Below are 25,788 nucleotides of genomic sequence, written 5' to 3' on the forward strand. Positions count from 1 at the left end.
TTTTTTGAGCATCTGGAGACAAGACGGTGAATGTAAGACAAGCCTACGAGGCGGAACTGGCCGCCAAGGGTTTCAAAAGCGATCCCGCGCAGTTGCGTGCAGTCGATGCGTTGCAGCGCTGTGCCGACGAGTGGGCCGTGTACAAGGGAAAGCGCTCCAATGCTCTCAAGAAACTGATCAATCACCCCGATCTGCCCAAGGGCGTCTATATGTACGGTGGGGTGGGGCGCGGCAAGAGCTTTCTGATGGAATGCTTCTTCAATGCCGTGCCCCTCAAGCGCAAGGTGCGACTGCACTTTCACGAATTCATGCGCGAGGTGCACCGCGAGATGCATCTCATGCAAGGCACGCAGAATCCGCTCGATGCCCTTGGCGCCAAGATCGCCAAGAAGTACAAGCTGATCTGTTTTGACGAGTTTCATGTCGCCGACATCACCGATGCCATGATTCTCTACAAGCTGCTCGAGTCGCTGTTTGCCAACGGCGTGGGCTTTGTGACGACCTCCAACTTCGAGCCCGACGGTCTCTATCCCGGTGGCTTGCACCGCGACCGGATCCTGCCTGCGATTGCCCTGCTCAAGGAGCGCATGGAAGTGGTGAACGTGGACAACGGCACCGACTATCGCCGCCGCACTCTCGAAGACGCCAAGCTCTATCATTGCCCGTTGGGCCCGGACGCCGATGCTGCAATGCAGGAGACCTTCGATCGCCTGGCCGAAGCCCATGACGAAGAGCCGGTGATGCAGATCGAAACCCGCAAGATTGCAGCCAAGCGCCGTGCCGGTGGCGTCGTGTGGTTTGACTTCCGCGAACTCTGCGGCGGCCCGCGCTCGCAAAATGACTATCTGGAAATTGCCACGCAGTTTCACACCATCTTGCTGTCCGATGTGCCAGAGCTGCATGTGAACATGGCTTCGGCCGCGCGGCGCTTTACGCTGCTGGTGGACGTGCTCTACGATCGCCATGTCAAGCTCATCCTGTCGGCTGCAGTGCCGCCCGAGAAGATCTATACCGAAGGTCCTCTGTCCCACGAGTTCCCGCGCACCGTCTCGCGTCTGAATGAGATGCGCTCCAAGGAATATCTGGCGCTTGAGCGCCGCGTGGTGGACACCAGCTTGACCTGATCGCCTGCGGGCAACTGCCTGCGGCTTTAAGATGCCAGCCTGTACTTCGAGTTCTGAGTTGATGACGATGCCCACTATCCTTGCCCAGCTGATCCGCCGCCGCATTGCAGGCTTTGCACTGGCGCCTCTGGCCGCCATCTGGCTGGCTTGTGTGCCGGCCATGGCCCAGGTAAAGGTGGATTCGGCGCAGCAGACCGACCAGCAGGCGCAGAAGGAGGTTGCCGACAAGGCGCGTCAGCAACTGCACCAGCAGCGTGCAGCCGAGCGCGACGAGATTCTCAGCAAACGCGCCGTCATCGAGCAGCAGCGCGTGGCTGATGAAAAGCTCTGCTACCAGAAGTTTGCCGTGGAGGGCTGTTTGGCCGATGCCCGTAGGGCGGCACGTGAAAAAGATGCGCCCCTGCGTGCGCGCGAACTGGAAATCAACGACGCGGAGCGCAAGGAAAAGGCGGCGGCCAAGCTGAAGGCCATTGAAGAGAAAAAAGCCGAAAACGCTGCCGTTCCCATGAAGTCGCAGCAACGCGAGAAGAACGGCAGGAGCCAGCCTCAGCCCACCGGCCCGGGTGCCAAACCTGCGGTTGACGAGCAGGCGGCGCAGGCCCAGCGCCAGACCGAGGCTCAGCAGCGTGCCAGCAAGCAGGCCGACTATGTGCGCCGCCACGAGCAAAACCGTGTCCAGGCCGATCAGGGGCGAGCCGAGCGTGAGGCCAAGGCCCGGGCAGATCATGAGGCCAAGCTGAAGGCTGCAGCCGAGCACAAAGCCAGGGCTATGCAGCAGGCCAAGGAGCGCGGTCAGACGGCAGCGCCGCTGCCAGCACCTGCTCCCTGATGCATTTGAGGATAGACAGTGCTCTACTAGCAGGGTGCTACCGAAAGCATTGCTGCAAGCGCCCGTTTCCAAAGGCGCTCAAGCAGTCTTGTCTGGATTGTCCGGACTGAATGGCTCTTCAAGCGTTTGCTGCTGCGGCTGAGGTATCCAGCTTGAGTATTGCCAGCGAGAGGTTGTCACCACCCCCTGCCGCGCGCCGCCTGGCTTTTTCAATCAGAAATTGCGAGGCTTCGCGTGGAGAGAGTCCGTCAAGCACAGTGCCCAGCTCCTGTGCGGTGAAGTAATGCCACAAGCCGTCCGAGCAGGCCATCAAGCTGTCGCCCGGCAGCAGTTTCTCAATCATGTGGTGGCTCATGGGCGGCGGCGGCTCGGCACCCAGGCAGCCCAGCAAGATATTGGACTGTGGGTGGTGCTGAGCCTCGGTTTCGGTGAGCTCGCCGCGGTCGACCAGTGCCTGTACATAGGAGTGATCAAGCGAACGGTGCATGAGGGAAGAGCCGCGAAAATGGTAGAGCCGTGAATCGCCTGAGTGCATGAAGTGGCAGCGACTGTCGGGCAGGACCACAAAGACCGCGATGGTGCTGTGGGGCTCCTGTTCCGCTGCTATGGCGGTAAGGCGAATGACGGTGTGGGCATCCTGCACAATGGTGCGCAGCATGCGTGTGCAGTCTTCCTTGGCGGGCTCAAAGCGCTCGAAAACCTGGCGGGCCGTCAGCATGACCTGATCGGATGCCTTTCTCCCACCGCTGCGCCCGCCCATGCCATCGGCTACCACGCCGAGAATGCAGCCCTTGGCATAGGGATGCGCCATGAGCAGAACCTGGTCCTGCTGGTATTCTCGGTCACCGCGATGAATGCCGGTGGCCGCCTGAATGCGGTAGCTGGATGACATGAGTGTGTGCGAGTGCGCTCGCGGAGCGAGATTTAACGTTGCGTTACATTTTATCGGCCAGAGGCTGGGCCTCGGCGAACATTTGCGATCTTATGTGAGCTTGCGCTGACTTGGCTTGTTGGAAGGTGAAACGGTTTTGACTCATTTGCAGGAGGCGGTCGCGCAGGTGTTTGCACAGCAAGGTGCGCTCTCGCTGGCTGAGCCCGCATTCACGCCGCGCCCAGGCCAGACCCGCATGGCCCTGGCGGTGGCTCAGGCCATAGAGACGGGCGGGGTGCTGGTGGTGGAGGCGGGCACGGGTGTTGGCAAGACCTACGCTTATCTGGTGCCTGCCTTGCTCAGCGGTCAGCGCGTGCTGGTGTCCACGGCCACCAAGGCGCTGCAGGACCAGTTGTTTGCCCGTGATCTTCCGCGCCTGGTTCATGGTCTGGGCCTGCCTCTGCGCATGGCCAGGCTCAAGGGGCGTTCTTCCTATCTATGTACGGAGCGGCTGGAGCGTGTGCGCCAGGGTCGCACGGCTCCCCAGGATCCCCAGGTGCTGCGCGCCGTGGCCGATGTGGAGCGCTGGGCCAGGGTCACGCGTACCGGCGATCTTGCCGAGCTGACGGCGCTGGATGAGCGCTCCCCTGTGATGCCCTTGGTGAGCTCCACCAAGGACAATTGCATGGGGTCTGACTGCCCGCACTGGCAGGGCTGTCATGTCAACCAGGCGCGTCAGCAGGCGTTGGAGGCCGACGTGGTGGTGGTCAACCATCACCTGCTGTTTGCCGATCTCGATGTACGTGACAGCGGCATGGCTCATCTTTTGCCCAACACCGGCGTGGTGGTGATCGATGAAGCCCATCGGCTTAACGACATCGGCGTGCAGTTTGCCGGAGAGGCTCTGTCCAGTCAGCAGTTGGTGGGGTATGCACGTGATGCCCTCAGGCTGACGCAGGAACATGCGCGCGGCATGGCCGACTGGCTGGTTCTCTGTGCCACGCTGGAGCAGGCCATGCGTGAGCTGCGCCTGCAGGCCGGCAAGCCTCCGGTCGGAGGGCGGCTTGCGTGGCAAGCGGTGACCCCGCAGGGACTGGATGCGGTGAAATGGCGTGCGGCACTGGTGCGGCTGGGGCAGAGCCTGCGTGCCCTGTTGATTCCACTCTCCAGCCTGGAGGGGGCAGGGGCAGAGCTGCAGCGTCTGTATGAGCGCGGCGCAGAGTTGCTCGCGCGACTGGCACGCTTTGCTGCTCCTGCAGATGATGAATGCGTGCGCTGGCTGGAGGTCGGAGCGCAGTATCTGCGCATGCTGGAGTCGCCGCTGTCGATTGCCCGCGTCATGCAGCAGAGGCTGCTTCAGCGCTCGCTGGAGGATGCCGGCACGGACCAGGGCGAGGAGCCCGATTCTTCAAGGAAGAAGGCCTGGATTTTCACCTCGGCCACGTTGGGCAATGACGCCCAGCTGAGCTGGTTTGTCGAGTCCTGCGGCCTGCGCGGAGCACAGGTGCTGCAGGTGGAAAGCCCGTTCGACTACCATCGGCAAGCCGGTGTCTATGTGCCCCAGCCCTTTGCTGCGGCCGGCAGCGCACAGCACAGCCAGCAGGTTGCCCAGTTGGTGCTGGATGCGGCGCAGCGCATAGGCGGCCGCACCCTGGTGCTGACTACCACCCTCAAGGCCTTGCATGCGATCAGCGCATCGCTGCGCACCAGCCTGGGCCTGTTTGCTGATCTCGATGTGCTGGTGCAGGGCGAGGCGCCCAAGCTGGCCTTGATTCAGCGCTTTATGGCCGCCGGGGCAGCCGACGGACGAGGAGCTGTTCTGGTGGCTTCCGCCACTTTCTGGGAGGGGGTGGACCTGCCCGGCGACATGTTGCAGCTGGTGGTGATCGACAAGCTTCCGTTTCCGCCACCTGACGACCCGCTGGTCGAAGCCCGTTCGCGACTGCTGGAGAGCGTGGGGCGAGGGGCGTTTCATGATTACATGCTGCCCGAGGCGGCACTGGCCCTCAAGCAAGGGGCCGGACGTTTGATCCGCAGTGAAGCCGATCGTGGCGTGCTGGTCATCTGCGACAGCCGCTTGATGACTATGGGCTATGGTGCGGAGTTGATGTCGGCGCTGCCTCCCATGCGCGTGCTGGGCAGTCAGCCGGAGTTCGAGGCGGCGCTGGAGCAGTTGTCGGCGCAACATGCCAGGCGCGACGGCGAGCAGACGCCGGCGCAGGATTCAGAGGCGTAGAAATGAAAAAGGATGCGCTTGACGCATCCTTTTGTCCCTTGGGCGGCAAACGCTGCTTACCAGAGCTTCCACCAGGATTCTTTTTTCTTCTCTACGCTTTGCTCGGTGTTGGCGCCATAGCTGCTCTCCAGCACGCGCTGGGCGTCGTCACGCAGCTGAGTCATGCCCAGGGCGTCATAGGATTTAACGAGGATCACCATGGCTTCGCGCACCGCGGGCACGTTCTGGTAGTCCTTGATGGCAGCCTGCGCACGGGCAATGGCCGCCACATAGGCGCCTCGGCTGTAGTAGTACTTGGCGACATGGACTTCGTACTGGGCCAGCGAGTTCACGATGTACTGCATGCGCTGGCGGGCATCATCGGAGTACTTGGAATCTGGAAAGCGGGTCACCAGTTCGCGGAAGGACTCGAAGGAGTCCTTGGCGGCTTTCTGGTCGCGCTCGGACAGATCCTGGCGGGTCAGCCAGCCGAACATGCCCAGGTTGTCATTGAAGTTGACCAGGCCCTTGAGGTAGAGGGCATAGTCCATGGCAGGGCTGGCAGGATGCAGCTTGGTGAAACGGTCCAGCGTGGCCAGAGCCTGCACTTTTTCGCCGGCCTTGTACTGGGCATAGGCTTTTTCCAGCTGAGCCTGCTGGGCCAGTGGCGTGCCGGCGGCACGGCCTTCGAGCTTTTCAAACAGCGGCACGGCCTTGTCATAGGCGCCGGAGGAAGATTCATCGCGCGCTTCGGTATAGATGCGCTCGGGTGTCCACTTGGCCGTCGGGTCGTCCTTGGTGCTGGAGCATCCCGCCAGCGTGGCGGCGATTAACACGGCAGGGACTAGAGTCAGTGAAATACGCGGCATGGTGGACAGTTTTCTGACAATCATTAGCGGTAATAGGAGGCAGGCCCGTCGCATCTGGCGGCAAGGCGCAAAACCTACACCATACACCACCAGGACCGGACCTTCCTGAAAAAGGATCGACGCATTGTAATGGGCCGCCGGATCGCGCTCGCGAGTTGCTGGCGTCTTTACGCTACGGCCGCAGCGAATCTAGAGGCATTGAGTCCGCAGGGACGAAGCGCTCTTCCTACAATAGCGGCCATGTTTGTCCATCTGCGCCTGCACACCGAATTCTCCGTCGTCGACGGAACCACCCGCGTCAATGCCATGATCAAGGCCGCTGCCGAAGACGGGCAGGTGGCGATGGCCATTACCGACTTCAACAATCTGTTTGGCGGCATCAAGTTCTATCGCGAAGGCCGTGGCAAGGGCGTCAAGCCTCTGCTGGGCGCCGAGATCATGCTCGAAGGGCTGGGCGATGCGCCGCCTTCGCGGATCATCGTTCTTGTGCAGAGCAAGCAGGGCTACCACAATATTGCCGAGCTGCTGGCACGTGGCTGGACGCGCAATGTAGTGCGTGATCAGGCGCAGCACAAGTGGGAATGGCTGCAGGAACTGGGCGAGGGACTGATCGTGCTGTCCGGTGCGCAAGCCGGCCCCGTGGGCATTGCTCTCACCCGTGGTGATGAAAAAGGGGCGGCCGAGATTGCCCAGCGCCTGGCCACCATGTTCCCGCACCGCTTCTATATCGAGCTGCAGCGCGCGGGCCGTGCCGATGACGAGTCACATGTGCTGGCGGCCGTGAAGCTGGCCAGCCGCTTGAATCTGCCGGTGGTGGCGACGCACCCGATCCAGTATGCCAAGCCCGACGATTACGAGGCCCACGAGGCCCGCGTTTGCATTGCCGAAGGCGAGATCCTGGGCAATGCCAAGCGGGTGCGCAAGTTCACCCGCGACCAGTATTTCAAGACCGCTGCCGAAATGGAGCAGCTGTTTGCCGACATTCCGAGCGCGATCGAGAACACAATCGAAATTGCCCGCCGCTGCAGCCTGACGCTGGAGTTGGGCAACCCGCAGTTGCCCAATTTCCCCGTGCCGTCCGGCATGAGCATGGACGAGTTCTTCCGCCACGAGTCCTACCAGGGGCTGGAGGAGCGCCTGGTCCACCTCTATCCCGATGCGGCCAAGCGCGACGCCCAGCGTTCGCGCTATGTGGAGCGGCTGGAGTTCGAGCTGGGCACCATCATGAAGATGGGCTTTCCGGGCTACTTTCTTATCGTGTCGGACTTTATCAAGTGGGCCAAGGCCAATGGCTGCCCAGTGGGGCCGGGCCGTGGCTCGGGTGCCGGCTCGCTGGTGGCCTATGTGCTCAAGGTGACCGACCTGGATCCGCTGGAATACAACCTGCTGTTCGAGCGTTTCCTGAACCCCGAGCGCGTGTCCATGCCCGACTTTGACGTGGACTTCTGCCAGCAGAACCGCGACCGCGTGATCGACTATGTCAAGGATCGCTACGGCCGCGATGCTGTGAGCCAGATCGCCACCTTCGGCACCATGGCCGCACGTGCGGCCATCCGCGACGTGGGCCGCGTGCTGGACATGAGCTACACCTTCTGCGACGGCATCTCCAAGCTGATCCCGAACAAGCCCGGCCTGCATGTCACGCTCAAGTATCCGCCCAATCCGCCCAAGGAAGGCGACAAATACACCTATGCCATCAAGGAGGAGCCGATTCTGGCCGAGCGCATCGAGCGCGAGGAGGACGTCAAGACCCTGATCGAGATGGCGCAGAGCCTGGAGGGCATGACGCGAAACATCGGCATGCACGCCGGCGGCGTGGTGATTGCGCCGGGCAGGCTGGCCGATTTTTGTCCGCTGTACCAGCAGCCCGGCAGTACCTCGGCCGTGGCCATGTACGACAAGGACGACGTGGAAGCCGTGGGCCTGGTGAAGTTCGACTTTTTGGGTCTGGCCACGCTGACGATCCTGGAGATTGCGCGCGAATTCATCATGAAGCGCCACAAGGGTCAGGAGAACTTCCAGTTCGAGAACATTCCGCTGGACGACTATCCGACCTACAAGCTGTTCTCGGATGGCAAGACCGAAGCCGTCTTCCAGTTTGAATCGCGCGGCATGCAGCAGATGCTCAAGGAGGCCAAGCCCTCGCGTCTGGAAGACCTGATTGCGCTGAACGCTCTTTACCGCCCCGGTCCCATGGACCTGATCCCCACCTTCATTGCCCGCAAGCACGGGCAGGAAGTCGTGGAGTACCCGCATCCGCTGGTCGAGTCGGTGCTGGCCGAAACCTACGGCATCATGGTCTACCAGGAGCAGGTGATGCAGACCGCCCAGGTGCTGGGCGGCTACTCGCTGGGCGGCGCCGACTTGCTGCGCCGGGCCATGGGCAAGAAAAAAGTCGAGGAGATGGTCAAGCACCGGGGCATCTTCCGCGAGGGTGCGGCCAAGAACGGACTGTCCGAGGAAAAGGCCGACGAGGTCTTCGATCTGATGGAGAAGTTCGCGGGCTACGGCTTCAACAAGTCGCACGCGGCAGCCTACTCCCTGCTGGCCTATCACACGGGCTGGCTCAAGGTGCACTACACGGCCGAGTTCTACTGCGGCAATATGACCGTGGAAATGGACAACACCGACAAGCTCAAGGTGTTGTACGAGGACGCGCTCAAGATGGGCATCACTTTCGAGATGCCCGATGTGAACCGCGGCGTGCACCGCTTCGAGCCGGTGACCGACAAGGTCATACGCTACGGCCTCGGAGCCATCAAGGGAACGGGGCAGGCTGCCATCGAAGCCATTGTGGCTGCGCGCAACGGCGAGGGCACAGGCCCCAACGGCCACGAGAAAGGCCCGTTCAAGAGCCTGTTCGACTTCTGCCTGCGCGTGGATCGCAGCCGCATCAACAAGCGCACCGTGGAAGCCTTGATCAAAGGCGGCGCCTTTGACACGATAGACATGAACCGCGCCTCGCTGATGGCGACGCTGGACACGGCCTTCGGCTTTGCGGCGACCTCGATTGCCAATGCCGATCAGGGCGGTCTGTTCGACATGATGGGCGATGATGCGCTGGGCTCGAGCACGGCGGAGCCACCCATGGCCGATGTGCTGCCCTGGGGCGTCAAGGAAAAGCTGACGCTGGAAAAAACGGCCATCGGCTTCTATCTGACAGGCCATCTGTTCGACGAGGTCGAGGCCGAAGTGCGCCGCTTCGTGCGCACCCCGATCGGCGAGATGCGCGACAGCCGCGAGCCGCAGACCATGGCCGGCATCATCGGCGGTCTGCGCACCATCAACGGCCAGCGCGGCAGGCTGAGCATCTTCACGCTGGACGACAAATCGGCGGTGATCGAGGCCTCGGTTGACGAAAAAACCATGGCAGCTTGCGCCGAAGTGCTCAAGGAGGACGAGTTTGTCGTGGTTTCGGGCCGTCTCCAGCCCGACCGCTTCAGCGGCGGCCTGCGAATGAAGGTGCAGCAGATGTGGAGCCTGGCCGATGCGCGCTGCCGTTTTGCGCGCTATCTGCAGGTCAGCGTCGGGGAGAAGATGCCCGATGTGCCGGCGCTGCTGCGCCAGTTCCCGGCCAAGGTCGAGGAAACCGAGAGCGGTAATATCAACCATGGCGTCAAGGTACGTCTGGACCTGATATGCCGCGACGAGCGCGGCTCGGCCAGTTGCGAGCTGGCGCTGGGCGAGAGCAGCCGCTTCTATCCCTCGGATGCCGCACTGGCCGCCTGGTATGGCTCGGCAGCTGCGGGTCAGGTCAAAGTGGTTTATGAATAGGCAGCATGGCTGGCCTTGCGAGCTGCCTGCACTCGAATGTCGGATAAGCGCCTGAATTTTTGATAGCGCAGGGCGCTTGCTGGGTAAGGGATCTCCATGGATTTCCCTTGGTTTTGCCAAATTTGCTTTCAGCCGCCTTGAAATCCCTAACAATGCTATGCATATGCCAGCGCAAAAACATTGCAACGGCTCGCTAGAATGGATTTCATGGCTACCCAACTCCCATCAATTCCCCCGGTCTCGCCAGCGATCAGAACGCCTGACGATGGAGATTCCTTGGTGCTTGAACGGCGCCGCCAGCGGCTGCAGCCGCCACGCATGTATCAGGTGGTGATGCTCAACGACGACTTCACACCTATGGAATTCGTGATTGCCGTGCTGCAGGAGCTGTTCGGCAAGGACCGCGAATCGGCCACGCAGATCATGCTCAAGATTCATTTGGACGGCCGTGGTGTCTGCGGCGTCTACAGCCAGGATGTGGCGGCGACCAAGGTCGAGCAGGTACTGCAGGCGGCCCAGAAAGCGGGCCATCCGTTGCAGGCCACATTCGAGCCTGTTGAATAAGCGCAGTCCGCCCTCAGATTAGTTAGCAGAGAGTCAACCAAGCAAGCCGAAAGGAGTCGCACATGATCGCTCAAGAACTGGAAGTCAGCTTGCACATGGCGTTTGTCGAGGCCCGTCAGCAGCGTCACGAGTTCATCACCGTGGAGCATCTGCTGCTCGCCCTGCTGGACAACCCCAGTGCAGCTGAAGTGCTGCGCGCATGCGCGGCCAATATCGACGACCTGCGTTCATCGCTGTCCAACTTCATCAAGGACAACACACCGCAGGTGGACGGCACCGAAGAGGTGGATACGCAGCCCACGCTGGGATTCCAGCGTGTGATTCAGCGCGCCATCATGCATGTGCAGTCCACAGGCAATGGCAAGAAGGAGGTGACGGGCGCCAATGTGCTCGTGGCCATCTTCGGCGAAAAGGACTCGCATGCCGTGTACTACCTGCACCAGCAGGGCGTCACACGCCTGGACGTGGTCAACTACATTGCTCATGGCATCAAAAAGGGCGAGCCGCCCGAGCCTGCCAAGGCCGAGTCTCCCTCGGAGAGCGAAGAAGGCGCGGCTGGCGAGCGCAATGAAAAGGCCTCGCCGCTGGAGCAGTTCACGCTGAACCTGAACCAGGCCGCCAAGGAAGGCAAGATCGATCCGCTGATCGGGCGCGAGTACGAGGTCGAGCGCACCATCCAGATCCTCTGCCGCCGCCGCAAGAACAACCCGCTGCTGGTGGGCGAGGCCGGTGTGGGCAAGACCGCGATTGCCGAAGGTCTGGCCTGGCGCATCACCGAGGGCACGGTGCCCGAGGTGCTCAAGGAAGGCGTGGTCTACTCGCTGGACATGGGCGCGCTGCTGGCCGGCACCAAGTACCGCGGCGATTTCGAGCAGCGCCTCAAGGGCGTGCTCAAGTCGCTCAAGGACAAGCCGCATGCCATCCTGTTCATCGACGAGATCCACACGCTGATCGGCGCCGGTGCGGCCTCGGGCGGCACGCTGGATGCGTCCAATCTGCTCAAGCCTGCGCTGTCCAGCGGCCAGCTGCGCTGCATCGGTGCGACCACGTTCACGGAATACCGTGGCATCTTCGAAAAAGACGCGGCCCTGTCGCGCCGTTTCCAGAAGGTGGATGTGGTCGAGCCTACAGTGGCCGAGACCGTGGACATCCTCAAGGGCCTGAAGTCGCGCTTCGAGGAACACCACAGCATCACCTATGCGCAGGAAGCCCTGCAGGCTGCTGCCGAGCTGTCGGCCAAGTACATCAACGACCGTCACCTGCCAGACAAGGCCATCGACGTGATCGATGAGGCCGGTGCTGCCCAGCGTATCGCGCCCGAAGCCCAGCGCAAGCAGACCATCGGCAAGGCCGAGATCGAAGCCATCGTTGCAAAAATAGCCCGCATCCCGCCGGCCAACGTCAGCAACGACGACCGCAGCAAGCTGCAGACGCTGGAGCGTGACTTGAAGAGCGTGGTTTTCGGTCAGGACAAGGCACTGGAAGTGCTGTCGTCTGCCGTGAAGATGGCGCGTTCGGGTCTGGGCAAGCCGGACAAGCCGATCGGCTCCTTCCTGTTCTCCGGCCCCACGGGCGTCGGCAAGACGGAAGCCGCCAAGCAACTGGCCTATATCCTGGGCGTGGACCTGATCCGCTTCGACATGTCCGAGTACATGGAGCGTCATGCGGTCAGCCGACTGATCGGCGCTCCTCCCGGCTATGTGGGTTTTGATCAGGGAGGTCTGCTGACCGAGGCCGTGACCAAGAAGCCGCATTCGGTGCTGCTGCTCGATGAAATCGAAAAAGCGCATCCGGACATCTTCAACGTGCTGCTGCAGGTCATGGATCACGGCACGCTGACCGACAACAACGGGCGCAAGGCCGACTTCCGCAACGTGATCATCATCATGACCACGAATGCGGGTGCCGAGACCATGAACAAGGCCACCATCGGTTTCACGAACCCGCGTGAAGCCGGTGACGAAATGGGCGATATCAAGCGCCTGTTCACGCCCGAGTTCCGCAACCGTCTGGATGCCATCGTCAGCTTCAAGCCGCTGGACGAGCAGATCATCTTGCGCGTGGTCGACAAGTTCCTGCTGCAGCTCGAGCAGCAACTGGCCGAGAAGAAGGTGGAGGTCACCTTCAGCGACAACCTGCGCAAGCATCTGGCCAAGAAGGGCTTCGATCCGCTCATGGGTGCACGCCCCATGCAGCGCCTGATCCAGGACACCATCCGCCGCTCGCTGGCCGATGAGCTGCTGTTCGGTCGTTTGACCAATGGCGGACGCCTGGAAGTGGACTGGGACGAAGCGGGCAACGAAGGCAAGGGTGATGTCAAGCTCACCATTACCGAGCTGCCCAAGGACGCACCCAAGGCCGAGCCCGAGCAGGCCGTGGCCGAATAAGGCCTTCGTCAGCGCCCGTATGGGGTGCTGAAACCAGAGACCGGCAGTGGCGACACTGCCGGTTTTTTGTTGTCCGCCTGGCCTGTGTTTGCTCTTTTTATGAGAGCTTTTATCGCTTGTTTGGCATGTAATTCAGGTGCTTTTATGCCTGAGTACTGCTGGTAGCGGGCGAAGCCAGCTATGAATGATGATTCGCCCATCAGTTCCTATGGACTGGCCCTGGCGGATGCAGCAGCCGCCATTGCGGTCGTTTCGGTGTTTGCAGCCTGAATGGGCGCAGGCTTTGGCGGAATGTTGTGTCCTGCGGACGACGATCAGGTCGCGGATACGATGGAGCCGCTCCACAATGCCGGGGCAGAGCTGCCTGATCAATCGCGCAGGTACAGAAGCAGCATGAAGATCGGCGTGCCGATCAGAACGCCGATGATGCAGAACAAGGGGCCGTAAACAAGCAGACTTATCTCCAGGGCGCGCATGCACCCCGAGATGCCCTCATTCAGGCAGCTGACCCCGTCGGGCGGCAGAAAGATGCTGTGAAACGGCAGAAAAAGCGCTGCCACGACCAGGCTGGCAAGCAGTGCCAGAAAGGCGGAGAGAACAAGTCGGCCCAGGGTTTTCATATCGTGCATCTCCGCGGCAACTATAGATGGCTCAGCCGTGAATGCGGGGCTTCGCGGCCGACTCGGACCGGACCCGGTGCGCTGCCCTGTCGTGATGGCCGGCCGAGGTTGCTGAGCCGGACTGCCGCAAGAAAACGGCTTTGGAGCATGCCTAGGGCCTGCCTGCTGTGCCGCGTGCGACCTGGCTGATGAAGTTGAGCGCAGCGACGATGATGCCCTTGGTCAGAGGCAGCAAGGCGAAGAACAAAAAGAAGAGGTGGTTGGCCTGCCACAGCGGCATGGTGCGCAGATGTGCGAGCCAGCTTTGAACATGGCCGCCGGCCACGGCGGTCGCGATGGCTGCGGCAAGCAGGGCCAGCAGCGTGACGGCCAGGGCCTTGGCACCCTTGGATGCGCGCTCGAAGGCGAGCGTGACAGGACGGATGAGGCAACAGCCAAAGACCAGGGCGCAGAGAAAAGGCACCAGGTCCACGGCTTCGCCCCGTAGCAGCCAGGGCAGGGCCGTCGCATAGGACAGAACCAGCAGGCCGAGGCCGGTGGTTCCTATGAGTCGGGGTTGCCGCTGTTGCTGCTGCTTCATGGACGTCTGCCGGTGCGCTGGAACGAGGCCGCGAAACCAATGAAAAAAGGAGCTGTTATCGCTTGCTGCATGACGATTTCAGATACTTTTGTATTTGAAAGGCAATGCGGAGAAGCGGTGCCAGCTATCAACATTGCTATTTAAGCCTGACGCCAGTCACTTGACCTGGCGCTTTTCCAGCTTGCGCGCCAGCGTGCGCCGGTGCATGCCCAGGCGGCGTGCGGCCTCGGAGATATTGAAGCCGGACTCGGCCAGGGTCTCGTGAATATGCTCCCATTCCAGCGTCTTGATGGAGGTGGTCTGGCTGCTGACCTCCACGTCGGTGCGGCCTTCGACCCGCCCGAAGGCGGCTTCGATATCGTCGGTATTCGAGGGCTTGGCCAGGTAGTGGCAGGCTCCGAGCTTGACGGCTTCCACCGCCGTGGCAATGCTGGCATAGCCGGTGAGCACGACAATCAGCGCATCGGGGTTGTGCAGATGCAGCATCTGCACGCAGTTCAGGCCCGAGGCATTGCCGGCCAGCTTCAGGTCCATGACCGCATATTGCGGCCGCTGCTGAGTCAGCAGCAGCTGCACTTCCTCGCCGCTGGTGGCATGCAGCACACGGTAGCCCCGGCGCTCGAACGAGCGCTTGAGGGTGCGTGCAAATGCCGCGTCATCTTCAACCAGCAGCAGTAAACGGTCTTCTTCCATGCAAACCACAATGTCTTAAATCGCGAGAGCGGACTGGGGCAGGCTGACCTCCACCAGAGCACCTCCGCCTTGCTGAGCCGGCAGATTGCCGGCGTGAACGCGGCCGCCCAGGGCGCGGGCCACGTTGGTCACCAGAAACAGGCCCAGGCCGCGACCGGGGCGCTCTTGCTTGGTGGAGACATGGCACTGGCCCAGCTGCTGCAGCACGGCGGCATCGAAGCCCGGACCATGGTCACGCACCTGGATGCGTATCTGGTCGTGATCGCTGCTCAGGGTCAGCTCCACCCAGTCGGGCGAGGCTTCGAGGGCATTGTCCAGCAAATTGCAAATCATTTGCTGCAATGCAGTATCCGAGAGCATGGCGAAGTCCTTCACGCCCTGCTGGTGCAGCGCAAAGTGCTGCAGGCTGTTATGGGTCTGCCAGTGGCTGACCACGCCTTGCACAAAGCTCGCAAAGGTGGTGCTTTCCGTGCCTTCGGCCCGGGTCTCGCCGGCGGACAGCAGCACGCCCGAGACGATGGACTTGCAGCGCAGCAGCTGGCGCTGCATTTCCTGCAGGTCCTCGCGCAGATCCTCGTCCTGCATGAGTGCCGGCATATGCTGCCAGTCGCCCAGGATCACGGACATGGTGGCCATGGGTGTGCCCAGTTCGTGGGCCGCGCCGGTGGCCAGCAGGCCCAGGCGCACGATATGTTCTTCCTCGCTGGCGCGCTGGCGCATATTGGAGATGCGCTTGTCGCGGCGGCGCGTGTTCTCGACGATGCGCGTCAGAAAGACGATGGTCAGGATGCTGGTCAGCGCAAAGCTGATGAGCACGCCCACCACATAGAGGCTGGGCAGGCCTTCCTGACTCACGAACTGCACATGCAGAGGCTGGTGAAACAGGGTCAGGCCCAGGACTCCGACAAAAGAGGCCGCGACCACGCACCAGGTGTAGTGGGCGGGCAGCAGAACGGCGCTCAGAATGCCCTGCAGCAGATACAGATAGATAAAGGGGTTGCTGGCGCCGCCGCTCAGGTACAGCTGAATGGTCAGGGCCAGCACATCGGCCAGCAGCGCATAGAAGACGCTGCGCGAGGTCACGGGGCGGTGCAGGCCCTGGCTCCAGTAGATATAGGCCAGGTTGGTGGCCACCAGGGCCACCAGCACCAGCGCCATGGGCAGCAAGGGCAGTGCAATCTGAAAGCCGTAGTGCACCAGCGAGATGGTGACGACCTGGCCGACCACGGCAATCCAGCGCAGCTGAATCAGCAGCTGCATGTTCTGCCGCTCGGTCAGGCGCTGTACGCGAAACAGGGAATCGGAAATTTGGCTCACCGCGCAATTGTCACCGAGCGGGGCTGCCACGGACGCCTCTGGGGCTATGCGTTCCTGATGTAGGCACCGCCTTAAAGGGCCGAAAAAAAGCGCTCCGGGGAGCGCTTTTCAGGGGGGAGGCATCAGCTTTTGGCAACCGCCTTGTCGTGCCGGCGTACCAGCCAGGCCGCTCCGATCACCATGATGGCCAGCCCATACCAGGTAAGCGCATAGACCAGATGGCTGTTCGGGAAGCGGATGACCGTCATGCCGGGGCGCAGGACTTCGGTGCCGGCCTCTGCCTGGGCATAGGCCGGGTTGCTGGCGGGCACGCCCTGGTCTATGAAGTAGGGGGCGGGCCTGTCCAGGCCCTGGGCCTGGGCAATGGTGGCGACATCGCGCGAGTACCACTGGCCGTTGGCCGGGTCGTTCTTGCGCAGAAAGCCGCCGCCGGGCTCGCTCATGCGCATCAGGCCGATGACGGTGACGGTCTCGGCGGATGGCCCGGCTTCGGCAATCTGCCTGAGCCACTGGCCGCGCAGCTTCTCGGGCGTGAAGCCGCGGTTGACCAGAACCTGTGTGCCATCGCCCAGCTGCAGCGGCGTCATGAGCCAGAAGCCCGCGCCGGCCTCGGTCAAGGCCTTGGCCAGCACGCTTTGCTTGTCCAGCCATCGGCCTTGCGCCTTGACGGGCAGGTACTCGTGGCTGGCGGCATTGATCTGCGGCCATTGGCCGGGCTCGGGCAAAGCCACGGGGGCGCTGTGCACGCGCTGCTCCACGCGCTCGATGAGATCGAGCTTCCAGGCGCGGCGCTGCACCTGCCAGGTGCCCAGAGCCATGAAGCCTAAAAACAAGGCGATGCCCACAAACGCGAGCATCGCCTTGGCGAAGGGAGAGCGCTGCCGCGCAGCGCTCTGGTTCTTCATGAGGTCAGTCAAGGTGTGACAGCTGCGGGAGCCGTGTGACCTGCGTGATCTGCATGGCCTGCGGCCTGGTGCATTTCATGGCCGGGCATCATGTTGGTGTTCATGTGGAACATGACCCAAAGCGTGCCGGAGATCGCAATCGCCAGGAAGATCACCGTGAAGATGGTGGACAGCATGGTCCAGCCGCCCTGGATCTTGCCGTTCATGTGCAGGAAGTACACCATGTGCACGACCACCTGGATTACTGCGAACAGGCCCAGCACGGCCACGGCCGTGGTGCGGTCGGTGATGACGTTGTTCATGACCAGGTAGAAGGGGATGGCGGTCAGGATGACGGCCAGGATGAAGCCCTTTACATAGTCACCCATGGTGACGTGCAGGTCGTCGTGATCGTGGTGATCGTCATGACCGGCGTGGATATCGTGTGCGCTCATTTACAGCACCCCCATCAGATACACAAAGGTGAACACACCGATCCAGACCACGTCCAAGAAGTGCCAGAACATGGACAGGCAGTTGATACGGCGCACGTTCTCGTTGATCAGGCCGTGCTTCTTGATCTGAATCATCAGGGTGATCAGCCAGACCAGACCGAAGGTCACGTGGATACCGTGCGTGCCCACCAGTGTGAAGAAGGACGACAGGAAGGCGCTGCTCTGAGGCGTTGCACCTTGATGGATCAGGTGGTGGAACTCATAGAGTTCCACGGCCAGGAAGGCTGCGCCCAGCAGGCCGGTGATGGCCAGCCACAGCAGAGTGCCGTTCACGTTCTTCTTCTGCTTTTGCAGCATGGCAAAGCCGAAGGTGATGGACGACATCAGCAGGAAGGCCGTGTTGACGGCCACCAGCGACAGATCGAACAGATCCTTGCCCGAGGGGCCGCCTGCATAGCTGCGGCCCAGCACGCCATAGGTGGCGAACAGTGCGGCAAAGATCAGGCAGTCGCTCATCAGGTAGAGCCAGAAGCCCAGCGAGGTACCGTTTTCCGGATGAGGCTCGTGCGCGAGGTGGTACTCGCGAGTAGCCAGGGCGGTTGCGCCGCCAGCGTTGATATGTGTATTAGACATGGGCTGCTGCAAGCTGCTTGGTACGTGCTTCTTCCGATGTGGCCACTTCGGCCGCAGGGATGTAGTAGTCACGCTTGTAGTTGAAGGTATGAATGATCGAAGCCAGGATGGTTGCGACGAACGAAGCGATCGTCAGAGGCCACATATGCCAGATCAGAGCAAAGCCCAGAACGGTGGACAGGCCGGCAATCACCACGCCGGCGCCGGTATTGGCGGGCATGTGGATGGGCTCGAAGCCGCTCAGCGGACGCTGATAGCCATGCTTCTTCATGTCGGTCCAGGCGTCGATGTCGTGCACCACGGGGGTGAAGGCGAAGTTGTACTGGGGAGGGGGCGAGGAAGTAGCCCACTCCAGGGTACGGCCTTCCCATGGGTCGCCGGTCACGTCACGCAGCTCGTCGCGCTTCCAGATGGACACGGCCAGCTGGATGAAGAAGCAGCCGATACCGGCAGCGATCAGGGCAGCACCGCAGGCAGCGATGATGAACCAGATCTGCAGCGAGGGATCGTCGAAGTGGTTGGCACGGCGAGTCACGCCCATCAGACCCAGGATGTACAGGGGAGTGAAGGCAACCCAGAAGCCGACCAGCCAGAACCAGAACGAAGCCTTGCCCCAGAACTCATTGAGTCGGAAGCCGAAAGCCTTGGGGAACCAGTAGTTGATGCCGGCAAACACGGCAAACACCACGCCGCCGATGATCACGTTGTGGAAGTGAGCAATCAGGAATAGCGAGTTGTGCAGCACGAAGTCTGCGGGAGGCACGGCCAGCAGCACACCGGTCATGCCGCCGATGGCGAAGGTGACCATGAAGCCCACAGTCCACAGCATGGGCACCGAGAAGCGGATGCGGCCGCGGTACATGGTGAACAGCCAGTTGAAGATCTTCGCGCCCGTGGGGATGGAGATGATCATCGTGGTGATACCGAAGAAGGTATTCACGCTGGCACCCGAGCCCATGGTGAAGAAGTGGTGCAGCCACACCAGGTAGGACAGGATGGTGATACACACGGTGGCGTAAACCATCGAGGTGTAGCCGAACAGACGCTTGCGGCTGAACGTTGCCACGATTTCGGAGAACACGCCGAAGCAGGGCAGGATCAGGATGTAGACCTCGGGGTGGCCCCAGATCCAGATCAGGTTCACGTACAGCATGGGGTTGCCGCCCAGCTCGTTCGTGAAGAAGTTGGTGCCGACGTAGCGGTCCAGCGACATCAGCACCAGGGCTGCGGTCAGCACGGGGAAGGAGGCCACGATCAGGGCGTTGGTGCACAGGGCAGTCCAGGTGAAGACGGGCATCTTCATCAGGTTCATGCCGGGAGCGCGCATCTTGATGATGGTCACGATCAGGTTGATACCTGACAAGGTCGTGCCCACACCGGCGACCTGCAGGCCCCAGATGTAGTAATCAAGACCCGTGCTGCCGCTCTGATGCCCCAGATTGGACAGAGCCAGCCAGCCGGAGGTGGAGAACTCGCCCAGGAACAGGGAGATCATCACCAGCACGGCGCCGCCGGTGGTCATCCAGAAGCTGAAGTTGTTCAGGAACGGGAAGGACACGTCACGTGCGCCGATCTGCAGAGGAACCAGGTAGTTCATCAGGCCGGTCACGAAGGGCATCGCCACGAAGAAGATCATGATCACGCCGTGGGCCGTGAAGATCTGGTCGTAGTGGTGAGGAGGCAGGTAGCCCATGTTGTCGCCGAAGGCCATGGACTGCTGCAGACGCATCATCACGGCATCGGCAAAGCCGCGCAGGAACATGACCAGACCGAGGATCATGTACATGATGCCGATCTTCTTGTGGTCAATGGAGGTGATCCAGTCGTTCCACAGCGGAGCCCAGAGGCGGAACTTGGTGATGCCGCCGACCACGACGAGGCCGCCAAGCACCACGGCAATAAAGGTCAAGAGCACGATGGGCTCATGCGTCATGGGAATCTGGTCCCATGTGATACGGCCCAACAGCCAGTGGGAGGCCGGGGTTGTTGTTTCAGACATGTTGAGTCTCTTTTGTCGTATTGGAGCGGCTGGGCGGTGAGCGCATCCGCACCGTGAACTACTTATTGCTGTGCGACAGCTCCGGAGGCGGCGACTTCGTCGAGCAGGGCGACAACGCGGTCAGCGTCTTTGGAAGTGCAGACATCCAGGGGCAGGGCCACGCTGGAGGTCTTGCTGTGGTGTGCAGGTGCCTTGCCGCCGGCGGCGTCGATGGCCATCATCTCGTTCATGCACATCTTGCCGTCTTCCACGCAGCGGTTGAGGACCTTGTGGTACAGGCCTTCGTCCACGCTGGCGAAGCGTTCAACGGGGTTGCGCTCGCTGGGCTTGGCCAGATCGATATAGGCATCGCGTGTCAGGGCCTTGCCTTCAGTCTTGGCCTTGGCAACCCACTGGTCGAACTGCTCGTTTTCCAGGCCGTGGAACTTGAAGGTCATGCCTGCAAAACCAGCGCCGCTGTAGTGAGAGGACTTGCCGCCATAGACACCTGGCTTGTTGATCACGGCGTTCAGCTCGGTCTGCATGCCGGGCATGGTGTAGATCATGCCGGCCAGATCAGGAACGTAGAACGCGTTCATGGTGTGGGTGGAGGTCAGCTTGAAGTGAATGGGGCGATCCACCGGGGCAGCCACTTCGTTGACGGTGGCAATGCCTTGCTCAGGGTAGAAGAACAGCCATTTCCAGTCCAGAGACACGACCTGGATCTCCAGAGGCTTGACGTTGGGGTCCAGAGCCTTGGTGGCGGAGATGCGGTCCAGGGGACGATAAGGGTCGAGCTTGTGGGTGCTGATCCAGGTAATGGCGCCCAAAGCGATGATGATGAGCAGGGGAACCGTCCAGATCACCAGTTCCAGCGCAGTGGAGTGGTGCCATTCGGGGTCGTACTTGGCTTCGGTGTTGGACTGGCGGTATTTCCAGGCAAACAGCAGCGTCAAAAAGATGACGGGGACGATGATGAGCAACATCAGCAAAGTGGCCGTAATGACCAGATCGCCTTGCTGCTTGGCGACATCGCCAGCTGGGTTGAGGACGACGGCCTTGCTGCAACCTGCGAGGGTTGCGGTCAAAGCGGCCGCTGAGAGCCACGCGGGCCCACGGATTTCCTTGATTTTTAACATGCTTTGGGCGTGACAAAGTCGCGCTTAGGTGTAAACGCGGATTACTGGATCTCGGCAAATGTAATACCAAACAGTGGCTTGTCCATTGGACATTTTGTCCAAGGTCAACAGCTCGGGATTGGAAATGCGCTATGCGACAAGGGTTTAGCGGCTTTGGCGCGTGGACAAACTTTGAGCTGACAGGGCTTGAAATTGTCAAATCAGCCCTCAGAAACGGGGCCTGCACGGGGCTGGGCTGACAGTGTTCAGGGCAAAAACTCTATTGCAGCTGCACATGCTTGGGCGTAGAACGGAAAGCGTCCCCGGGACTGAAAAGTAAGACAAGGAGTTGTACCTTTATGACAAGCATGAACCCGTCCGTTGGTCTTACTCAGCAAGACTATGAGAACTCGGAAACCCTGGCCTATGCGCATACCGACGAGGATGTGACTCCCGGCGAGATTGCCGTGGGGGTGATCATCGGGCGCTCTTCCGAGTACTTTGACTTCTTCGTGTTCGGCATCGCCTGCGTGCTGGTGTTTCCCTCGCTGCTGTTTCCCTATCTATCCAAGCTCGATGGCACGCTGGCCGCGTTTGCCATCTTCTCGTTGGCCTTTGTGGCCCGCCCCGTGGGCACGGCGCTGTCCATGGCCGTGCAGCGGGTCTGGGGGCGTGCCACCAAGCTGACTCTGGCGCTGCTTCTGCTGGGCGTGTGCACGGTGGGCATGACCTTCCTGCCGAGCTATGAGACAGCCGGCATGAAGGCCGTCTGGGCGCTGGTGATCCTGCGCATCGGCCAGGGCCTGGCGCTCGGGGGCTCCTGGGACGGCTTGCCTTCGCTGCTGGCCATGTCCGCGCCGCCGAACAAGCGCGGCTGGTATTCGATGATCGGTCAGCTCGGGGCGCCGCTGGGTTTCATCATTGCGGCGGCGCTGTTTGCCTATCTGTACTCCAGCCTGACGGCCGACGAGTTCATGAGCTATGGCTGGCGCTACCCCTTCTGCGTGGCCTTCGCCATCAACGTGGTGGCGCTGTTTGCGCGCCTGCGTCTGGTCGTGGGTCAGTCCTATACCCAGCTTCTGCAGGAGCGTGAGCTGGAGCCCATCAGCGTGACCAGTCTCATGGCCAACGAAGGCCGCAATGTGATGATCGGTGCTTTTGCCGCACTGGCCAGCTTTGCGCTGTTCCATCTGGTGACCGTGTTCCCGCTGTCGTGGATTTCCATGTACTCCGACCAGTCCATGACCGAAGTGCTGGTGGTGCAGATCATCGGTGCACTGCTGGCAGGCGCGGCCATCATGCTGTCGGGCTGGCTGGCGGACCGAGTGGGGCGTCGCAACACCCTGGGCACCATGGCCTGCCTGATCGGCATCTTCAGCTTTCTCGCGCCCTGGTTGCTGGGCAGCGGCAGCACCGGCAACAATGTGTTCATCCTGGTGGGCTTTGTGCTGCTGGGCCTGTCCTACGGCCAGGCATCGGGCACGGTGACATCCAACTTCTCGTCGCGCTACCGTTACACCGGTGCGGCCCTGTCCACGGACATGGCCTGGCTCATCGGTGCGGCGTTTGCGCCTCTGGTGGCCTTGGGTGTCTCGGCAAAGTTCGGTCTGGTGGCTCTGGGTATCTATCTGCTGTCGGGCGCCTTGTGCACGCTGGCGGCCCTGGGCATCAACCGTGCCATCGAGGCGCGCGACCAATAAGAAGTCAGTGAACTTCCCTGCAAAACGCCCGGTGCTTGCATCGGGCGTTTTTCTTGATGCCAGGGGACATGAAAAAGCCGCCTGCAAGAGGCGGCTTTTTATCGACTGAAAGACGGATCAGTCCAGTGCCAGACCGGCCTTCTTGATGACATCACCGAAACGCTTGCTCTCGGAGGCCATGAAGGCCTTGAACTCGGCAGGCGTGGGATTGAAGGATTCGTAGCCGAAGGCTGCGAACTTGTCCTTGACGTCCTGGCCTGTCAGGGCCTGGCGCACATCGGTGCGGATCTTTTCGATCACGGCGGGGGGTGTGCCGGGACGCACAGCCAGGGCATTCCAGCCGATGGCAGTGAAGTCCTTGGGGCCGCCCGATTCGGACACCGTGGGCACGTTCTCGAAGCCGGCAATGCGGCTGGGAGCTGCCACGGCCAGGAAGCGCAGCTTGCCGCCACGCACCAGAGGGCCTGCAGTGCCCAGGGAGCCCAGGGCAAAAGTCAGCTCGCCATTGGCAACGCCCTGGTACAGCTGGCTGGTTTCCTTGTAGATCACATGCTCCATCTTGGTGCCGGTCTGGTTTTCCAGCAGGGCCGAGCCCAGGTGAACAGGGTTGCCCACGGACCAGGAGCCGTAGTTCAGCTTGCCGGGGTGCGCCTTGGCGTCGGCAATCAGGTCGCCGATGGTCTTGTAAGGGCTGTTGACGGGCACGCAGACAAAGAAGAAGTTGCGGAACAAGGGCATCAGGATTTCGAAGTCCTTGTTCAGGTCGTAGGGCAGCTTCTTGAACAGGTGGGGGTAGGCGGCGATATGGACGTTGTCCAGCTGGATCATGTCCGTGCCGTCGGTTGCGCCGCGCTTGAATTCGCTGATGGCGATGAAGCCGTTGCCGCCGGGACGATTTTCCACCACCACGGGCTGACCCCAGGCGCGGCCCAGCTTGTCGGCCACCAGGCGCGACAGGCCATCGGGGCCACCGCCTACCGGGAAGGGGTTGATGATGCGCGAGGACTTGGTGGGCCACTTGTCGCCCTGGGCGAAAGAGGGGGCTGCCACGGCTGCGGCAATGGCGCCGAGTGCGAATGCAGCTTGGCGACGGCTCATATTGAGCTTATGGGTCATTTTGTCTCCCTGGAAGGATGTCGATGATGAATTGCGTGTGGACCACGCATTGTTGATATCGTCGGCTGTTATTTTTAGATATTCAGGCCCAGTTGATTACATTGTGTCACTTGGGTCATAAACACCTAGGTCTAGCTGAGGCTAGCAGCTATAGCAAAATAGCATAGCTTGTTTTGAAAGGTGTGAGCATGAATCTGCAGCAGATAGAGACCTTTGTTCGGGTGGCCGAAGTGGGGAGCTTCAGCAAGGCTGCGGTACTGCTGGACACCGCCCAGCCGGCGCTCAGCCGTCAGGTACGGGCCCTAGAAACCGAGTTGCGCGAGACCTTGCTGATCCGCACCGGGCGCGGCGTGACGCTGACCGATGCGGGGCGCCGGCTGCTCGAGCATGGCCATGCCATCATGCAGCGCGTGGCCATGGCCAAGGAGGATCTGGGCAGTCAGCGCGACGAGCCCGTGGGGCGTATCACGGTCGGCTTGCCGCCGAGCCTGGCGCGGCGCCTGACCCTGCCCCTGATCGACGGCTTCAGCCGCGAAATGCCCAAGGCCAGGCTGGCAGTGGTCGAAGGTTTTTCGATGAATATCTCGGAGTGGCTGACTTCGGGGCGCATGGATCTGGGCCTTGTCTACACGCCGGAGCCGCACCCGCAGATCGAGGTCTCGCCCGTGCTCGAAGAGCGCCTGTGCCTGATCGGCCCGGCCAGCACGCTGGCAGGGCGCACCAGCATTCCGTTCGAGCATCTGGCCGAGTTCCCGTTGATCATGCCTCAGCACGGGCAGATTTTCCGCAAGCTGATGGAGGCCCAGGCCACGTTGTCCCAGGTCAAGCTCAATGTGGTCTGGGAGGTTTCCAGCGTGCCCGCCATTCTGGATCTGGTGCGCGGCGGCTATGGCTATGCGGCGCTGACCGATAGCGCCATGCACAGTCATGCCACGGATTCTGCGCTGGTGGAAGTGCCTATCAAGTCGCCGCATATCGTCAGCACCTTGTGCCTGGTGCAGCCCGCCAAAAAGAAGTCCACGCCGCTGATGCGCCGCACGGCCGAGTTGCTGCGCCGCCTCAGCATGCAGGTGTGCTCGGTGGAGAGCGGTCATATCTGAACGACTGGCCTGCTCCGGGGTATGGCCGCTGCTGGTTCATGCTCCTGTTAGGGGAGCTGGTTGCGCTTGTTGAATATGGGTTTCAACCTTATTTTTATCTGAAATCGATGAAGGGTAAGCGTAATAAGCTTTGATATTAATAGCGTCAAAGCTGGGGGCGCAAGGTTCTCGCGGCCTCCTGCAGCAGCGGCAGTATTTCCTGCTGCATGGTTTGCGGGCTCATGCGTTTGGCCGATGTCACCACATTCAGAGCTGCCACGGTGCGTCCGCGCATATTGCGCAGCGGCACGGCCACGGCCTGAATGGCCAGTTCATGCTCCTCAAGCGCCATGCAGTAGTCGAGGCGGCGCACCTCGTCGAGCAAGGTCTTCAGCGCAGCACCGTCGGAGACCGTGTGCGCCGTCAGCTTGGGCAGGTCATAGGCGGCCAGCCAGTCGTCAAGCTCCGAGCTTGAGAGCGAGGCCAGCAGCACCCGGCCGGTGGACGTGGCATGCGCCGGCAGGCGTGTGCCCAGGTGCAGTCCGTGGGCCATCAGGCGTTCGCCCTTCTCATGAACGGCGCTGCGAGCGACGATGACGACTTCGCGGCCCTCGCGCACCACGCAGGAGTAGGACAGTCCGGTCTGCGCTGCCAGTCTGTGCAGCACGGGTTGCACGATGCGCGGCAGCCGGGCCGAGGCCAGATAGCTGCCCGACAGGCGCAGCACCTTGGGAGCCAGCCAGAAATAGCTGCCATCGGACTCCAGGTAGCCGAGATAGGCCAGCGTGAGCAGATGGCGCCTGGCTGCGGCGCGCGTGATGCCGGCGCGCTCGGCGGCCATGGTGGCGTTCAGGCGCTGGCGCTCGGTGTCGAAGCTTTCCAGTACGGCCAGGCCCTTGGCCAGGCCGGCAATGAAGTCTGCCGGGGCGATGGAGGGTGAGCCATGGTCATTCATGGAGGGTTCCGCATTTCTTGTTTTGCG

At 61.6% G+C, this 25,788-nt stretch carries 21 protein-coding genes; 8 read left to right on the forward strand and 13 right to left on the reverse strand.

Annotated elements, in window-relative coordinates:
* Positions 1-26: 26 nt before the first annotated feature.
* Both zapE and AAIL66_RS04435 read left to right on the forward strand, forming a co-directional pair.
* Positions 27-1,124: a cell division protein ZapE gene (zapE, locus tag AAIL66_RS04430; protein ID WP_003069887.1), complete on the forward strand. Its 1,098-nt coding sequence runs from the start codon at positions 27-29 to the stop codon at positions 1,122-1,124.
* A 67-nt stretch (positions 1,125-1,191) separates the two neighbouring features.
* Positions 1,192-1,953: a hypothetical protein gene (locus AAIL66_RS04435; RefSeq protein ID WP_343496100.1), complete on the forward strand. Its 762-nt coding sequence runs from the start codon at positions 1,192-1,194 to the stop codon at positions 1,951-1,953.
* A gap of 118 nt (positions 1,954-2,071) precedes the next feature.
* On the opposite strand, the gene AAIL66_RS04440 is transcribed toward AAIL66_RS04435, so the two are convergent.
* Positions 2,072-2,845: a protein phosphatase 2C domain-containing protein gene (locus AAIL66_RS04440; protein ID WP_034395207.1), complete on the reverse strand. Its 774-nt coding sequence runs from the start codon at positions 2,843-2,845 to the stop codon at positions 2,072-2,074.
* 136 nt (positions 2,846-2,981) lie between these two features.
* Between AAIL66_RS04440 and AAIL66_RS04445 the strand changes: the two genes are divergently transcribed.
* The gene (locus tag AAIL66_RS04445) at positions 2,982-5,060 is read left to right on the forward strand and encodes an ATP-dependent DNA helicase (protein WP_343496101.1); all 2,079 of its coding nucleotides are present in this window, start codon (positions 2,982-2,984) and stop codon (positions 5,058-5,060) included.
* A gap of 56 nt (positions 5,061-5,116) precedes the next feature.
* On the opposite strand, the gene AAIL66_RS04450 is transcribed toward AAIL66_RS04445, so the two are convergent.
* A complete protein-coding gene (locus AAIL66_RS04450; protein WP_003069900.1) occupies positions 5,117-5,908 on the reverse strand; it encodes an outer membrane protein assembly factor BamD in 792 nt (263 codons plus the stop codon).
* Between the two features lie 240 nt (positions 5,909-6,148).
* On the opposite strand from AAIL66_RS04450, the gene dnaE reads away from it, so the two are divergent.
* From dnaE to clpA, 3 genes are all read left to right on the forward strand, one after another.
* Positions 6,149-9,682: a DNA polymerase III subunit alpha gene (dnaE, locus tag AAIL66_RS04455; protein WP_034405409.1), complete on the forward strand. Its 3,534-nt coding sequence runs from the start codon at positions 6,149-6,151 to the stop codon at positions 9,680-9,682.
* 198 nt (positions 9,683-9,880) lie between these two features.
* Positions 9,881-10,246, forward strand: a complete 366-nt coding sequence (clpS, locus tag AAIL66_RS04460; protein WP_034349666.1) for an ATP-dependent Clp protease adapter ClpS — start codon at positions 9,881-9,883, stop codon at positions 10,244-10,246.
* Between the two features lie 62 nt (positions 10,247-10,308).
* Complete coding sequence (clpA, locus tag AAIL66_RS04465; RefSeq protein WP_034352360.1) at positions 10,309-12,633, forward strand: ATP-dependent Clp protease ATP-binding subunit ClpA; 2,325 nt, start codon at positions 10,309-10,311, stop codon at positions 12,631-12,633.
* Between the two features lie 368 nt (positions 12,634-13,001).
* On the opposite strand, the gene AAIL66_RS04470 is transcribed toward clpA, so the two are convergent.
* The 9 genes from AAIL66_RS04470 to cyoA all read right to left on the reverse strand — a co-directional run bounded on the left by AAIL66_RS04470 (position 13,002) and on the right by cyoA (position 20,932).
* Positions 13,002-13,253 (reverse strand): hypothetical protein, encoded by a 252-nt coding sequence (locus AAIL66_RS04470; RefSeq protein WP_343496102.1) that lies wholly within the window; start codon positions 13,251-13,253, stop codon positions 13,002-13,004.
* A gap of 151 nt (positions 13,254-13,404) precedes the next feature.
* Positions 13,405-13,833, reverse strand: a complete 429-nt coding sequence (locus AAIL66_RS04475) for a polymerase (protein WP_343496103.1) — start codon at positions 13,831-13,833, stop codon at positions 13,405-13,407.
* 156 nt (positions 13,834-13,989) lie between these two features.
* Positions 13,990-14,526, reverse strand: a complete 537-nt coding sequence (locus AAIL66_RS04480; RefSeq protein ID WP_034352364.1) for a response regulator transcription factor — start codon at positions 14,524-14,526, stop codon at positions 13,990-13,992.
* Between the two features lie 15 nt (positions 14,527-14,541).
* Complete coding sequence (locus AAIL66_RS04485) at positions 14,542-15,843, reverse strand: ATP-binding protein (protein WP_012838221.1); 1,302 nt, start codon at positions 15,841-15,843, stop codon at positions 14,542-14,544.
* 122 nt (positions 15,844-15,965) lie between these two features.
* Entirely contained in the window at positions 15,966-16,748 is a 783-nt protein-coding gene (locus tag AAIL66_RS04490) for an SURF1 family protein (RefSeq protein ID WP_343496104.1), read from the reverse strand.
* A gap of 8 nt (positions 16,749-16,756) precedes the next feature.
* Positions 16,757-17,182 carry a cytochrome o ubiquinol oxidase subunit IV gene (gene cyoD, locus AAIL66_RS04495; RefSeq protein ID WP_034379645.1) on the reverse strand — a complete coding sequence of 142 codons (426 nt, stop codon included), beginning with the start codon at positions 17,180-17,182 and terminating at the stop codon, positions 16,757-16,759.
* Entirely contained in the window at positions 17,183-17,815 is a 633-nt protein-coding gene (gene cyoC / locus AAIL66_RS04500) for a cytochrome o ubiquinol oxidase subunit III (RefSeq protein ID WP_343496105.1), read from the reverse strand.
* Positions 17,808-19,814 carry a cytochrome o ubiquinol oxidase subunit I gene (gene cyoB / locus AAIL66_RS04505; protein WP_034352370.1) on the reverse strand — a complete coding sequence of 669 codons (2,007 nt, stop codon included), beginning with the start codon at positions 19,812-19,814 and terminating at the stop codon, positions 17,808-17,810. The genes cyoC and cyoB overlap by 8 nt, the downstream gene beginning before the upstream one ends.
* A gap of 62 nt (positions 19,815-19,876) precedes the next feature.
* Positions 19,877-20,932: a ubiquinol oxidase subunit II gene (cyoA, locus tag AAIL66_RS04510; RefSeq protein WP_034352372.1), complete on the reverse strand. Its 1,056-nt coding sequence runs from the start codon at positions 20,930-20,932 to the stop codon at positions 19,877-19,879.
* A gap of 338 nt (positions 20,933-21,270) precedes the next feature.
* On the opposite strand from cyoA, the gene AAIL66_RS04515 reads away from it, so the two are divergent.
* A complete protein-coding gene (locus AAIL66_RS04515) occupies positions 21,271-22,611 on the forward strand; it encodes an MFS transporter (protein WP_034352375.1) in 1,341 nt (446 codons plus the stop codon).
* A gap of 117 nt (positions 22,612-22,728) precedes the next feature.
* Here the strand turns inward: AAIL66_RS04515 and AAIL66_RS04520 are convergent, their stop codons facing one another.
* Positions 22,729-23,727, reverse strand: coding sequence for a tripartite tricarboxylate transporter substrate binding protein (locus AAIL66_RS04520; RefSeq protein WP_034352378.1), 999 nt, complete (start codon positions 23,725-23,727; stop codon positions 22,729-22,731).
* Positions 23,728-23,915: 188 nt separating this feature from the next.
* Between AAIL66_RS04520 and AAIL66_RS04525 the strand changes: the two genes are divergently transcribed.
* Positions 23,916-24,827, forward strand: coding sequence for a LysR family transcriptional regulator (locus tag AAIL66_RS04525; protein WP_343496106.1), 912 nt, complete (start codon positions 23,916-23,918; stop codon positions 24,825-24,827).
* 145 nt (positions 24,828-24,972) lie between these two features.
* Here AAIL66_RS04525 and AAIL66_RS04530 read toward each other — a convergent pair whose 3' ends face one another.
* Positions 24,973-25,761 carry an IclR family transcriptional regulator C-terminal domain-containing protein gene (locus AAIL66_RS04530; RefSeq protein WP_343496107.1) on the reverse strand — a complete coding sequence of 263 codons (789 nt, stop codon included), beginning with the start codon at positions 25,759-25,761 and terminating at the stop codon, positions 24,973-24,975.
* Positions 25,762-25,788 lie beyond the last annotated feature (27 nt).

It is taken from the genome of Comamonas sp. F1-6 (assembly GCF_039581415.1).
GTDB lineage: Bacteria > Pseudomonadota > Gammaproteobacteria > Burkholderiales > Burkholderiaceae_C > Comamonas > Comamonas thiooxydans.

Coding starts and splice junctions, on each gene's coding strand:
- AAIL66_RS04475 (WP_343496103.1), bottom strand. CDS start 13,833: ATGAAGCAGCAGCAACAGCGGCAACCCCGACTCATAGGAACCACCGGC.
- AAIL66_RS04525 (WP_343496106.1), top strand. CDS start 23,916: ATGAATCTGCAGCAGATAGAGACCTTTGTTCGGGTGGCCGAAGTGGGG.
- AAIL66_RS04530 (WP_343496107.1), bottom strand. CDS start 25,761: ATGAATGACCATGGCTCACCCTCCATCGCCCCGGCAGACTTCATTGCC.
- cyoC (WP_343496105.1), bottom strand. CDS start 17,815: ATGTCTAATACACATATCAACGCTGGCGGCGCAACCGCCCTGGCTACT.
- cyoB (WP_034352370.1), bottom strand. CDS start 19,814: ATGTCTGAAACAACAACCCCGGCCTCCCACTGGCTGTTGGGCCGTATC.
- dnaE (WP_034405409.1), top strand. CDS start 6,149: ATGTTTGTCCATCTGCGCCTGCACACCGAATTCTCCGTCGTCGACGGA.
- AAIL66_RS04435 (WP_343496100.1), top strand. CDS start 1,192: ATGCCCACTATCCTTGCCCAGCTGATCCGCCGCCGCATTGCAGGCTTT.
- clpS (WP_034349666.1), top strand. CDS start 9,881: ATGGATTTCATGGCTACCCAACTCCCATCAATTCCCCCGGTCTCGCCA.
- cyoD (WP_034379645.1), bottom strand. CDS start 17,182: ATGAGCGCACACGATATCCACGCCGGTCATGACGATCACCACGATCAC.
- cyoA (WP_034352372.1), bottom strand. CDS start 20,932: ATGTTAAAAATCAAGGAAATCCGTGGGCCCGCGTGGCTCTCAGCGGCC.
- AAIL66_RS04480 (WP_034352364.1), bottom strand. CDS start 14,526: ATGGAAGAAGACCGTTTACTGCTGCTGGTTGAAGATGACGCGGCATTT.
- AAIL66_RS04520 (WP_034352378.1), bottom strand. CDS start 23,727: ATGACCCATAAGCTCAATATGAGCCGTCGCCAAGCTGCATTCGCACTC.
- AAIL66_RS04450 (WP_003069900.1), bottom strand. CDS start 5,908: ATGCCGCGTATTTCACTGACTCTAGTCCCTGCCGTGTTAATCGCCGCC.
- AAIL66_RS04515 (WP_034352375.1), top strand. CDS start 21,271: ATGACAAGCATGAACCCGTCCGTTGGTCTTACTCAGCAAGACTATGAG.
- AAIL66_RS04470 (WP_343496102.1), bottom strand. CDS start 13,253: ATGAAAACCCTGGGCCGACTTGTTCTCTCCGCCTTTCTGGCACTGCTT.
- AAIL66_RS04490 (WP_343496104.1), bottom strand. CDS start 16,748: ATGAAGAACCAGAGCGCTGCGCGGCAGCGCTCTCCCTTCGCCAAGGCG.
- clpA (WP_034352360.1), top strand. CDS start 10,309: ATGATCGCTCAAGAACTGGAAGTCAGCTTGCACATGGCGTTTGTCGAG.
- AAIL66_RS04440 (WP_034395207.1), bottom strand. CDS start 2,845: ATGTCATCCAGCTACCGCATTCAGGCGGCCACCGGCATTCATCGCGGT.